Here is a 13,652-nt window from a genome sequence, read left to right on the forward strand (position 1 = left end):
TAGTTCAAAAAAAATCCCCAAGCGTGGCTTAGGGATTTGTGTATAAGAGACAGCCTCATTTGAGGAGCCTTTTTATTGTTCATGTATTTTCCGGTCGGAATGAGTTAAGTGCAATATTGGTATATTTGATTAGCTAGTAAGCGTTTCTTCAAAGACACCCAATTCACGACCAAGCCAGATCGCTCGTACTGTGTGATCCAAAGTTTCTTCACCGCCAGTTACAGGGTGAATAAGCACCGACATATCACCGCGTTCTTGCTCAAGCCATTCAACAATGCCCGACTCTTTGTTCGCAAAGTGAATCTCAAACATTGGCATCTTATGTGGACCAACCAAACGCTGTATTAATGGGAAAACCTCTAATACATCTTTACGTTCCGCTAAAATTTTCTGACGCAGTGTTTCTGCTTGCTCTGCAAATCGCAGAGGGAAATAGATATGACCGTGGTACATGGCACCATCCTTTAGAATTATGATGCGAACAGTTTAACCTGCTTTCTCTAGCAAGGACAGTCAACCAATGGCAGCCGAAGTATTAAACATCATGTAGAAGACTGATCTAGCTGAAATTTCTAGAGCATTCCAACAAAAACGCCACACGTAGTTTCAGTGTGGCGTTTGTTTTTAAGCTATAAAATGCTTTAGCAATAATTAGCGTTAGTAAATTGAATCAACATTCAAAGGACTGTTGTTTGGTTTCTCTAGTTTTAATTGTTCAACCGCACTAAGACCTTTAGAGCTAATTCCGCCACTATAAGACTTCGTGCCATCAGCATTAGTCATGGACGTTTCGCCCACGTTCCAAACTTCAAAGAAGTCACTTAAGTCATAGTTTGAAACATAAGAAGCGCACACCATCATTAGGTCTCCACCAGAAAGCCCAGTCTCGCTAGCACTACAATAGTTCGTATTCGAGTCGCCTTCTCTATCACCTCGAGCTTTACGGTGCATAAGTTTGAACATGTTCCAGCCTTCATCTTCACCATACACATCAGATTGGCTTGCGCCGCGTGTATACCAATCATCAATTGCAAAGTTCGATTTTGCCCAGATTTTTAGCTGACCAAACATAACTAATCGTAAACCTGCATCACCATGTGACCACGCATGTTCATTATTAAGCTCTAGCCATTTAGGTGCTTTCTTAATATCCGATTTAATACGATCCATTTCAGGGTTTGCATTGCGCCCCTCTAACTCCTGCATATACAACGCAAGAAGGTTATTGGTCACTTCTGTACTACCAGCCGCAAGGAAAGGAGCTGATGCTAAGTTGTGACCAACTTCATGCCACAACAACCAATCGTTCACAGGGTTGGTTGGAATGTATGTCCGATTTGCGTTAAAGCTTGAATTCATCACTGGGTAGCCAGAGTGAGCAGCGCCAATCGAAATCTGCACGTCATTCACAAAACGATGGCGGAACGCATTCAGTTCTGGATAAGTGAACCTACGGTGTAAACCAGTGCTTTGTTTCTCATCACGCCCGTAGAAGTCACTTGCCGCTTCAGCGAATCGATTCATATCTGTTGCGAATTGGTTCAAATCAGCGGATTCTAGATTCCTGATTGGTGTAGTGTAAATAAATGAACCCGTATCGATTTCTGCAATTGGTGCGTCTGCCGATTGAATAGTGTTAATCCACTGTCCCTCTTTCCACCAAGCCGCTTTTAACGCGCCATCAATGCTAAACGAGACTTCACCAAGCTCTTTTACTTTCGGTTGAATGTAAATAAGGCCACCATATGGAACCTTGAAAGTTAAGCTCGAACCATTGTAGTCAAAGCTGGTTTGCATACGTGGAGGGCGTTTCAAACTGGTTTCATGATTAGGCTTGCCTGTCAGATCATCCGCCATCATCACAGTGATCGTTGCAGCTACACCATTACTAATCGTCACATCTTGTAACTGAGGAGCCCATAAACCTGTCGATTGATTGTTCCCAGCCGAATACGTGACGCCCTTGCCATCTGTTTGGATAAGAACCGAACTTGACGAAGATGCTCCTGAAGTTCGACCCGGATACATTGTGGTATCAACAACGATTTCATGATCCCAGAATGAGCGCCCCAACATAATGCGAGTCAGAGGTTTCTCCATGTAATTTAATGGATAGCTCGGATTCAACTGTCCCGATAACTCCCCTTCGCCATGAATCATTCCATTAGCGACTAACGACGCTTTTAGGTCAACGGGACACTGTGCATCAATTGTGTCTGTTTGATGTAAGTCTTCGGTATAACAGTTAAGGAACTGAACAGCTTGCTTGAACCCCAACTCATCTTGTATGTCTGTTTCAAAACGGTATGCGTTGTCATTCCACATCCAAACAGACAGGTTATCAAACGCTTGATTCAATTCGCTGTTAGACAGACGCTTACCTTGAGTGCCTTTCGTGCGATAGTAAACCTCGTGCTCGTAGAGTGCTGTAAAGTTAGAACCCAAGTTCGCTGCTTTCACCATACTGTCGACAACGGTTTTACTCACTTCATAGCGGTCGAAATCGGCTCTATGGTAAGCACCACGAACAGTGATGCCGTCTCCAGAACGAGTCTCTATACAGTTAAATTCGTATTCATAGTCGTTATTACAAAGCTCAGTGCCAACGAATGCCGACTGCAGTTCTTTGATCGCCGCTTCACGCTCTTCTGCCGATTCAACAAAGATACGTGCGGATTTTTTCTCCATTACTGTTACACCAGACTCATCAAGCACTGGTTTCCCTTCAAGGTCTAACTTAGTAACCTCATAAGTCGGGATTTCAAACTTGATTTTGGATTCATCCTTGATCCACTCAACCGTACCATCTTGATTTACCGTGAATGGAGGCTCTCCTTGATTATCTTGAAAACGCTCCAGAACCACCATTTCCTTTTCGCTCTTCACGTGAAGATTTGGATACGGCGCTTGGCAATAATAAGAGCTACCGCAGAAAGCTTGGTTTGTCGGCGTAACGTTTTCACCACCTAGTGAAACACCAGCGGCATCCGCCAAGCGTCCAATAGGTTCAGGGTTTGTCGTTTGAATAGCATCCATAAATAAGATATTGCCGCCGTCATTAACATAGTTGATAAGAGCGGTAATATCGTCTTGGCTTAAGTTCGGGTTATCCAAGTCAGCAACAAACTGGTTAGTCATGCCATCTTGAACCAACTTAGGGGGATATGCCTGAAGGATCAAAATCGGCGTAGTACTCGCATCTAAACCATCAAAGTCACCTGAGCCACGCTTTTCTACTGATGCAAAACCATACTGAGGACTAACAAAAAACGTGTACTGCTTACCCATTGTGGAGTGGTGATAAGCCAAATAAGCTTGGTCAATATTGGTGACTGCATTCATCCCATCAATAGGCGAACTATTATTGAACCACTCAAACAAGTTCGAGAAAAACAACCTCATACTGCCTTGGTCATCATGCAGTAGGTTTTCGAACGTCGAAACAGTGCACTGTTGTTTGTTGCTATCGATATGTAATGCGCGATTGGCCCAATAATTTTCTGGGCATGACAGAATACTTGGATATAAGCCATTGCCCATGAACACGACTTTACCTTTGCCTATCTCGCCTGCTGTAACGAATGGAAAACCATAAGTCGCGTTGTCTTCAGAGACTAAAGGAATTGGGGGCATCGAGATGCTTGGGTGTTGTGCGATGTAAGGCTTGCCTTCACGACTCCAAGCTTGTTTCTCTCCAAAATAAAGCTCACGGTTTTTATCAGTTCTTGGCATCATCACAGGGAATGCTCGGTTCGATAAGTTCAGAGCTCGCATACCACGGGTATACCCCGTCGCACCATAAAAACTGCCATTGTCATTGAAAACATGGAATGTGGTGACATTGTGGAAGATTTGCTGCAGAGACTCTGTTACATACTGACCAGAATTCATAGATAAAACGGCAGGTTGACGAACATAATCCATAAACTGAGGCGTTTGGCGCAGCTGCTCATCAATGACTGCCGTTAACCCTTGGCTAAACTGACCAACAAACTCATTAGGAAGTTCGAAGTCTGTACCCTCTATCAGCCCCCCATTTGGCAGAGTTAGGTTGATCAACTCATTTATAACGTTAGGGTAATTTGAAAAGGTATCTTGGACTTCTTCAGATATCTCATAATAACTTACATGATCAACCGCATAGCGCTCTAGTAATGACTGGATATTCGCTTTCTCAACCACATTATTGGTCACATCAGACAATTTATAAGCAACCTGATTACCCGTAATGGAGCCAAACTCAAACGTATCAATACCAAAAACGATTCTGTCGCCCCACAGGTACTCAAAGACTCCCTCTTCATCCGTCACGCCCGTCGCGTTAGCCGAAAAGAAACTGATCCCAGAAATCGGCGTACCATTAGCGTCTGTAAGCTTACTGCGAGTTAACACCTTACCTTCAACACTTGGCTTATAAGCATAGGTAGACTCCGCGTCTGCAGAAACAAAACCAGCGTTAAGGTTATTGTCCGCATTAGGGTCAACCGCAGGAACAACAGTTGTGTCTACGTGTGAACTAGGAGCCTTACCTACTTCATCTGTAGACTCCTCTTCTTTCGATGAAAAGTACGCATCGACAGCATCTTGATCATCAAGCTGCGAGAACACATCCTCAATATCAAAAGCATCCAGCTCTTTTAGACAGATAGCACTTTCAGTCTCACAAACATCAATTGATTCGAGTACCTTGGTAACGTTGTCTCCATGTAATTCTGTCAACTCAAATGCCGCATGAAGCGCATCATTTGAAATCGTGCTTTCTGTAACTTCAGGGAAAGGAGCAGTGAAATCACCTAAAGTAAGGTGACCCAAGGTACAACTAAAACTCACGCCTTGTTTAACACTGAACGTTCCGTTTTCAAGATGAACGCCGTCACAGTATACATCTCCAGACACAAACGCCCCACTCGACAACAGTGAACCTATGTAAGTTGTTGGGGGGATAATATCTGTTGGTGGAATAATGTCAGTCGGCGGAAGAATATCCGTTGGTGGAACAATATCTGTCGGTGGAACAATATCCGTTGGTGGAATAATGTCTGTTGGAGGAACCGTATCAGGGCCGTCACTATAGCTTAGTGAATCGTGATTACACCCGGAAAGAGCCGTGGATATGATAGCCAACGCAATTAAGTTTTTTTTCATTGAGCGAAGTTAGTCGTAATTTAAAGTGGACCGTTATCTTATAGATTTACTCCACCTCGATGACTATTGTTTTTTGTCTTAACCACAAAGACCATTACTCATAAGCGATTGAATAAGAAAAACAAAATGATAATTGAGACTCTCATTCCAATTACAAAACCTCTCCCTACCTTAAAACGGAAAAACGCCATATCTCGATTGAGATATGGCGTTTCAATTAGCCATTAACATTAAGACCGATAGGGTATATCTGCCAAAAACACGTTCAAAAAAGAACTAAGGCTTAAGCTTTAAAACTCGGTCAATGTCTTCTGCAGAGTGGCGCTCTGGTACTTGCTCCCACTCTTCGCCAAATGAACGGTTAACCACTCGGCCGCGTTGGAAGCCTTCGCGCGCTTCTAGTTGCTTCGCCCAGCGCACAACGTTGGTGTATGACTCAACTTGTAGAAACTCGGCCGCATCGTAAATTTTGCCTAGCACAAGGTTGCCATACCAAGGCCAAATCGCGATATCAGCGATGCTTAACTCGTCACCCGCCACAAATGTGTTATTTGCGAGCTGTTTGTCTAACACATCTAGTTGACGCTTAGCTTCCATTGCGAAGCGGTTAATTGGGTACTCTTGCTTTTCATCCGCGTAAGCGTAGAAGTGGCCGAAACCACCGCCTAGGAATGGTGCCGAGCCTTGTGCCCAGAACAACCAGTTAATGGTTTGCGTTCTTGCTGCCCCTTCTTTTGGTAAGAAGTGACCAAATTTTTCTGCTAGATGCATCAAGATAGATGCCGATTCGAATACATTCACGTCTTCGTCACCAGACTTGTCGACAAGTGCTGGTATTTTGGAGTTTGGATTCACGCCAACAAAGCCAGAAGAGAACTGATCAGCCTCACCGATGTTGATCAAGTACGCATCATATTCAGCTTCTTTAACACCCGCTGCTAACAACTCTTCCAGCAAGATAGTGACTTTTTGACCGTTAGGTGTGCCAAGAGAATACAATTGAAAAGCATGGTCACCAACAGGAAGCTCTTTATCAAAGCGAGCTCCAGATTCAGGACTATTGATGTTTGCCCACTTGTTACCACCAGCAGTATCGTTAACCCAAACTTTTGGCGGAGTGTATTGTTCTGACATGATATTTCCTTATTAATATAGGGTCTCACAAACTGATATTAGGTCACATGCCTGCGGTTAAAACCCCTGAATACGATTTATTTTCAAACTGTTAAGCATGGCTTATTCCAGAAAGACATAACCCGCTTAAGCGTTAGTGTGTAGAAGGTAAGTCTGTATTCAAACTTCAATCTAATATCGATAAGTCCACTGCATCATTTAGCAATGATTTTACGAACGACATACCGACAGCTTCAAGAAAGCTGTGATAAAATCGGGATATTACAATTGATAAGGATTTGGCAATGTCTTCTGATTTCACAGGTTCGAGTGCAGCGTATGCTCGCCAAGAGAAAGGCTACCGCGAAAAAGCACTAAAACTGTACCCTTGGGTTTGTGGTAAATGTGCGCGCGAATTTGTTTACTCAAACCTCCGAGAGCTTACCGTTCACCACGTGGATCACGACCATACAAACAACCCTGAAGATGGCAGCAACTGGGAGCTACTGTGCCTGTACTGTCACGATCATGAGCATTCAAAATACACTGACCATGAGCGTTATGGTGTGGATGCAAAAGCGAGTTTAGATGATCATCAGTCAGCGACACACAACCCGTTCGCCGATCTCGCTAAGATGATGAAGAAATAACACACCTTCAGAGTAGTCTTTGGTAGATGGTAACTGCTAGATAATAGATACATAACAAGTAACCCCAGTATGTCACCATACTGGGGTTTCTTTTATCTGCCGTCATAACCAAATAATAGAGTTCAGGTAGGCAGGATCAAAAAAGCCTTCCGAAGAAGGCTTTTTAAGAATCAAATCGAATTATGCTGCCGCTTGCTTGCGAGACTCTTCTACCTTCTTAGCGCGTTGTTTTAGCGTCAATTTATCGCGGTATGCAAACCAAACGTAAGACACAACCACTAAGAAGAACAGGTATGACAATGAGAAAATGAACGGCGATTGAATGATATCGTTCGAGATACCCCAAGAAACACCGATAACAGTCACTGCAATTTTCGCAAAAAAGCCACACATCAATAGCACTAATGCCAACTGTGGGAAACGCGTACTGCGGAATGCAAGCCAGTAGCAACTACCAACTGCTAGAGCCGCAACATAGAAGCCGAATAGGAAAGAGTGAATATGGTCAGCTGCCGCTACACCACCAGAAATTGACATCAATAAAATTAAAAACAGTTTCATAATACTCGCCTCACCATAAGTTGGAAACGCATCCTTTCAAATTTGGAATCTCAGTTTGCATACTATTTTCCCACTTTTTACGGACAACACAACCCCTCCAATCGAACAAAATGTAAGCAAAAGTACTAACAAAAATCACCCTTAACAATTGCTTAACATTCTGTTTTTAATAAAACTCCGTTACTCCTTGTCTCATATGAACAAAGCGCTGTTACGATTTATTTTGTTACACAAATTTAACCTTGGAAATTAATTAAAATTATTTGTAACTCTGTGATATCCGCACGCAATACGCGTCTATTCAAAAACCATCACCTCAAAATCCCTGAAATAATAAGAAGACAGAGCGAAAAAGAACAAAATAGAGAGGTGTTAAAAACATTTCAAAAACCAATGAAAAACAACTTATTAACAAATTGAATTTAATTTACCAAAAATGGAAAAAGAGATTCCAATCACTTTTTAATTGGTTATAATCCGCGCTCTTTTGCGCTATCTGTTGATAAACGCAAACTAATTTTGAAGAAACAATCACAATAACCCGTCTTTAGTTAAGTGGCTCTCCACTAACCGATGACAAAACTGAGAATAAAAATGAGCAAGATTGATAAAGCAACACGTATCCTGCTAGCAGGCTTCTGTATCAACCTTTGTCTTGGCATCCTGTATGCTTGGAGTGTATTTAACAAAGCGCTAGTAACTGAAGCTGGTTGGAGTGCTGCTGAAGCATCTTCACCTTACGCTATTGCGACTATCACATTCTCTGTTTCTCTTCTTGTTGCGGGCATCCTACAAGACCGTATGGGGCCACGTAAGATCCTTATCTTAGGTACAGCGCTTACAGGCCTAGGTATGATTGCTTCTGGTTTCGCTACAACGCCTATGATGCTGAACATCACGTTCGGTATTATAACAGGTGCAGGTATCGGCTTCGGTTACGCATGTCTGTCTCCATCAGCAATGAAGTGGTTCCACTCTTCTAAGAAAGGTATGGTTAACGGTCTTATCGCAGCAGGCTTCGGTCTTGCGGCTATTTACCTAGCACCAGTAACTTCTGCGCTAATCGACAGCATGGGTATCCAAACTAGCTTTATGATTCTTGGTGTTGGTGTACTTGCAATCGCAGTACCTCTAGCAGCAACAATCAACAACCCACCAGCGGATTACACGCCAGCTGAGCCTAAAGTAAAAGCAGGCCAAGCTCCTAAAGCGGTTAAGAAGACTGAAGACCTTACTTGGAAAGTAATGCTGAAGACTCCTCAGTTCTACTCTCTATGGATCATGTACGCATTCGCTGCATCTGTTGGTCTAATGATCATCGGTAACATCACTACAATTGCTAGCGTTCAAGCTAACCTGCCAAACGCAGTTTACCTAGCGTCTATCCTTGCAGTATTCAACTCAGGCGGCCGTGTTGCTGCGGGTATGCTTGCAGATAAAATCGGTGGCGTACGTACTCTACTTCTAGCGTTCATCCTTCAAGGCGCGAACATGGCTCTATTCGCTACGTTCAACTCTGAATTCACGCTAATCATTGGTACGGCTATCGCAGCGGTTGGTTACGGTACGCTTCTAGCAGTATTCCCAACACTAACTGCTGAGTTCTACGGCCTGAAAAACTACGGTACTAACTACGGCGTGCTTTACACGGCATGGGGTATCGGCGGCGCTATCGGTGCAGCAGTTGTTGGCTTCTCAATGTCAAACGGCGAAGGTTACGGCCTAGCTTACACAATCTCTGCAGTTATGATGGCAGTGTGTATTGTTCTAGCAATCATCACTAAACCAATCTCTGAAGCTAAAGTTGCTGAACTAAAAGCATCACAAGCTTAATCAACAGAAAAGATTGAATTTGTTACTGAAGAGCTTAACCTTAGGGTTAGGCTCTTTTTGTATCAAGCGACTTCTCCATTGACGACCGAAACCACTCTTCAGCTCTCCCCCACTTATTATCTCGACAACTTCAAACGACTGGTTGAACACGCTCAAACGCTCTACCCCGATCTTCTGAGTGATGATGAATGTCGTTGGTTGTCCGCATACAAACGTCTTTCTGTTTCAAGCCAATGCCTAATGGTTCGTTTGCTTTCTCGTAAAGGCCGTTGGTTTCGCAGCGATAAACTCAACTATGTTGAGATCCCAGATCTAAAGACCGTACTGCAAGAGCTAAACAGCTCAGGCTTCATTGGGTTGAGTCATCCCGAAGAACAGCATGACCTCGCCATTAGTGAGGTCGAGCTCGGGTTTCACTTGCTCACCAAACCAGAGCTGTTGAGTGTATTCCCCGCCCTTAAGAGCCATAGAAATGCCAAGAAAGACGAGCTGTTGTTACGGCTTGATCAGCAACCTTTTGATCAATTTCAAAACCTCTCTTTCGACTGTATTTACGTCATCGAATCTCAAGTGATTGATGTATTACTGTTGCTGTTCTTTGCCAACACCTATCAAGACTTAAGTCAGTTCGTGTTAAGCGACCTTGGGCTAAACACCTTTGAGAACTACCCATTAAGCAAGCAACACCGCTTCTTCACCTCTAGGGATCAGCTCAATCAATTAATCCAGATGCGCGATATTCAACGCTTGTATTCAGAAGGTGACCGCAAAGATGGCGAGTTTCTGGAACTGCTTTTAAATGCGATTCCTGAAGAATCAGAACACAGAAGTATTGCCAGAAAACGATCGCGTTTGATCAATGATATTGCTCGCGATCTTGAAAGGCTTAATCTAAACGACCAAGCTATCTTTTGGTTCAGACAATCTACACTTCCTCCGAGCAGAGAACGACTTGCACGCATCTATGATAAGCAAGGTACGCTAGACTTAATGTGTGACATTGTCACGCAAATGAAAGCTACTCCATCGGATGTGTCAGAGTTGGAAATCGCTATTAAGCTTGAAGACCGGCTGCTACGGAAACAGGGGCACAAAGTTTCACGAACCATAAAGCCGAGCTGCAAAGAGTTAAAACTGGAATTAGACCTCAGCCAAACTCGAGTCGAGCTTGCGGTAAAGCAGCATTTTGAGAACCAAGGTTGGGACGTCTATTTTTCAGAAAACAGTTTTCTGTGTGGCTTGTTTGGTTTGGCTTTCTGGGATGTCATTTTCGCAGACGTTGAAGGCGCCTTTATCAATCGCTACCAACATCGACCATTGGATCTGTACCATTCAGATTTCGTAGACAAGCGAGCCGAACAGATTGAAGCCGTGTTTCAGACGATATCCAAACATGGGCTGAACCATTTTCTTGATACTTACGATGAAAAGCAAGGTATCGCGAACCCCTTTGTTCATTGGAATTATTTTCCTAAGGCACTCATCGAACACGGCATGGCTTCAATTCCAAATGCCTTGGTTGTAGACCTCTTCAAAGTGATATTGAGTGACTTAAAGCTATTTAGAACTGGGATGCCGGATTTGATTGCGTTCAAGGGCGATGAGTTTCATTGGATTGAAGTCAAAGGCCCTGGCGATAAACTGCAAGACAACCAGTGGCGCTGGATCAAAGAGTTTGAGCGATTGTCTGCCCCCTTCTCTGTTTGTTACGTCAATCAATGAGTCTTAACTCTTAACTCTTAACTCTTAACTGCTAGCTTTTAGCTCTTGGGACTTAAATCTAGCTAAGTCTAAACACCAATTTCTGAGCACTAGCGAGTGACGCGCATCGACAAGTCACTCGCCCCATCAAGATCTTGTCTACAAAATTGTTAGAACATGAGCATTTTCAATCATTTTCGATATAATTATAGAAAATGCCTAATATTTAAATACGTATGAATTTAAAAAAACTCTTCATTTTAGCTTTTGTTAGCGTCTTCTCAGGTTGTGCCGTCTACGCGGGTTTAAACTTCGACGAACTGTTTGGTGAACAACAAGTACGCGATCGCCAAGCGCCTATTCTTTCGGCTCAAGCACAGCACTTCATTGACGAAATAAAGCCCATCATTGATAACCGATGCGTGGTTTGCCACGCTTGTTATGATGCCCCTTGCCAACTCAAAATGTCTTCAGTGGAAGGTATAGACCGAGGTGCGAGCAAAGCACTCGTTTATCAAGGCACCCGCTTAACGGCATCAGCCCCTACTCGCTTGTTTGAAGATGCTTTAACCACGCAAGAGTGGCGCGATGCGGATTTTCATCCTGTCCTCAATGAGCGCATGCAAAACTCAACGGCTAACCTCGATGCTGGTCTTGTTTCTCGTATGTTGATCCAGAAAGAGAATCACCCTCTGCCCGATCAAACCCAGCTTGAAGGTTTCGACTTTTCAATCGATCGCGACCAACAGTGCCCAACGATTGAAGAGTACGCTCAATACGAGAGAGATTACCCAACTTGGGGAATGCCTTATGGGATGCCGAACTTAGATAAAACCGAATACGCGACTTTAATGAGTTGGTTAGAAAATGGCGCGTTAATGAACGACCACATTCCGCTGAATGATGCAGAACAAGAGCTCGTTAATGTCTACGAAAGCTTTTTAAACAAGAGCGACAATAAGAGTCAACTTTCAGCACGTTATATCTACGAGCACCTGTTTTTGTCTCACGTCTATTTTTCTGATTTAGCTCAACCAACGCGTTTCTTTACTGTTGTTCGCTCTGCAACACCACCAGGTGAAGCGGTACAACGCATCACGACTCGTCGCCCTTATGACGATCCAAAAGTAGACCGTGTTTACTACCGTCTGATTCCAGAACAAGGCACTATCGTCGACAAAACGCACATGCCTTTCGCACTTAATAAAGAGCGTCTACAAAAGTGGAATACCTGGTTTGTCGACGTAAATTACGAAGTAAAACAACTGCCTAGTTACGACATCGATGTTTCAGCAAACCCAATGACATCATTTGAAGCGCTGCCAGTAAACTCGCGCTTCAACTTCATGTTAGATAACGCGCAAAACACCATCATGGCCTACATCAAAGGACCTGTGTGTCGTGGTCAACTTGCCTTGAACGTAATTAACGACCGTTTTTGGGTTTTCTTCATCGACCCAGAGAAAGCCGATGTTCCTGAAATCAACGCCTTCTACGCAAGTCAAAAGAAAAATTTAAAGCTACCTAGCGAACTAAAAAGTAACACCGTACCTGTGACCAACTGGGTAAGATACGCAAAGCAACAAGCGCAATACCTAAACGCGAAATCAGACTTCACTAACCAATGGTTCGAGAGTGGCGTCCACCTAGACACTGGCATCATTTGGGATGGCGATGGCATCAACCCGAATGCTGCTCTCACCGTCTTTAGGCACTTCGATAGCGCCTCTGTTGTACAAGGGTTAGTTGGCACGCAACCTAAGACTGCGTGGATTCTTGATTATGCTCTTCTAGAGCGTATTCATTATCTTCTCGTTGCAGGCTTCGATGTTTACGGCAACTTTGGCCACCAGCTGATTACACGCATGTTCATGGACTTCTTGCGTCTTGAAGGTGAGAGTAACTTCTTAAGCCTTCTTCCTAAAGACGTTCGTCACATTGAACACTCTAGTTGGTACCAGAACCAAAGCGCACAACTGAGTGACTATTTGCAGCGAAACATTGCACCTTTTGATCAGCCGACCAGCGTGGTTTACAAAACGGCCGATCCGAAACGCGAACTGCTTGATATGATCAAAGATAAGCTCGCACCTGTTCTCGATAATCGCTTTGAGATTGTTGAAACAGGTTTTGGTAGGAAGAATGAAGCACTGCTTAACCAAGTGAATTTGATAAAGGGCGAAGGCCTGCGTCATGTGCCTCAATTAGTGATGATCATGATTGAAGGCGAAAACGGCGAAGAGCAACTGTTCACCATGATTCACAACAACGCTCACAGCAACATTTCGAGCCTGTTTAATGAAGAAGGTAACCGTGATTACGCCAATGATGACCTAACCCTCGTAAGAGGCGTTGTCGGTAGCTACCCTGCGGCTTACCTGTCATTAACCGAAAGCGACATTCCGACTCTGGTTAAAACGCTACAGAACTTGAACACGGAAGAAGACTACGTGGCGTTACTTGATAAGTTTGCTGTACGACGCAGCTCTCCGGAGTTTTGGCCGTTCAGTGACCGTGTCCATCGCTGGTATCAACAAGCGCAACCTATCGAGTTCGGCCTGTTGGATTACAACCGCTTTGAGAACCGCTAGTTTTCACGCATAAAGCATAAAAGCAAAAATCCTCTGTCTTGGCAGAGGATTTTTTGTA

At 43.7% G+C, this 13,652-nt stretch carries 8 protein-coding genes; 4 read left to right on the forward strand and 4 right to left on the reverse strand.

From position 1 onward, the window contains the following. Positions 1–129 precede the first annotated feature (129 nt). The 3 genes from AB6E78_RS09385 to yghU form a co-directional block, all read right to left on the reverse strand. The gene (locus AB6E78_RS09385; protein WP_017060873.1) at positions 130–453 is read right to left on the reverse strand and encodes a DOPA 4,5-dioxygenase family protein; all 324 of its coding nucleotides are present in this window, start codon (positions 451–453) and stop codon (positions 130–132) included. Between the two features lie 204 nt (positions 454–657). Next, the gene (locus AB6E78_RS09390; protein WP_372133274.1) at positions 658–5,145 is read right to left on the reverse strand and encodes an SslE/AcfD family lipoprotein zinc metalloprotease; all 4,488 of its coding nucleotides are present in this window, start codon (positions 5,143–5,145) and stop codon (positions 658–660) included. A gap of 276 nt (positions 5,146–5,421) precedes the next feature. Next, positions 5,422–6,279 carry a glutathione-dependent disulfide-bond oxidoreductase gene (yghU, locus tag AB6E78_RS09395; RefSeq protein WP_017064768.1) on the reverse strand — a complete coding sequence of 286 codons (858 nt, stop codon included), beginning with the start codon at positions 6,277–6,279 and terminating at the stop codon, positions 5,422–5,424. Between the two features lie 284 nt (positions 6,280–6,563). Between yghU and AB6E78_RS09400 the strand changes: the two genes are divergently transcribed. Then, positions 6,564–6,908 (forward strand): YajD family HNH nuclease, encoded by a 345-nt coding sequence (locus AB6E78_RS09400; RefSeq protein WP_017060876.1) that lies wholly within the window; start codon positions 6,564–6,566, stop codon positions 6,906–6,908. A gap of 180 nt (positions 6,909–7,088) precedes the next feature. Here the strand turns inward: AB6E78_RS09400 and AB6E78_RS09405 are convergent, their stop codons facing one another. Beyond that, positions 7,089–7,469 (reverse strand): hypothetical protein, encoded by a 381-nt coding sequence (locus tag AB6E78_RS09405; RefSeq protein ID WP_017064770.1) that lies wholly within the window; start codon positions 7,467–7,469, stop codon positions 7,089–7,091. 594 nt (positions 7,470–8,063) lie between these two features. Here AB6E78_RS09405 and AB6E78_RS09410 point away from each other — a divergent pair. From AB6E78_RS09410 to AB6E78_RS09420, 3 genes are all read left to right on the forward strand, one after another. Further along, a complete protein-coding gene (locus AB6E78_RS09410; RefSeq protein ID WP_102319844.1) occupies positions 8,064–9,302 on the forward strand; it encodes an OFA family MFS transporter in 1,239 nt (412 codons plus the stop codon). Positions 9,303–9,359: 57 nt separating this feature from the next. Beyond that, positions 9,360–11,024: a VRR-NUC domain-containing protein gene (locus tag AB6E78_RS09415; protein WP_372133270.1), complete on the forward strand. Its 1,665-nt coding sequence runs from the start codon at positions 9,360–9,362 to the stop codon at positions 11,022–11,024. A 215-nt stretch (positions 11,025–11,239) separates the two neighbouring features. After that, complete coding sequence (locus AB6E78_RS09420; RefSeq protein ID WP_372133267.1) at positions 11,240–13,594, forward strand: fatty acid cis/trans isomerase; 2,355 nt, start codon at positions 11,240–11,242, stop codon at positions 13,592–13,594. The last annotated feature ends 58 nt before the right edge of the window (positions 13,595–13,652 follow it).

Source organism: Vibrio sp. 10N.247.310.98 (assembly GCF_041467395.1).
GTDB lineage: Bacteria > Pseudomonadota > Gammaproteobacteria > Enterobacterales > Vibrionaceae > Vibrio > Vibrio crassostreae_C.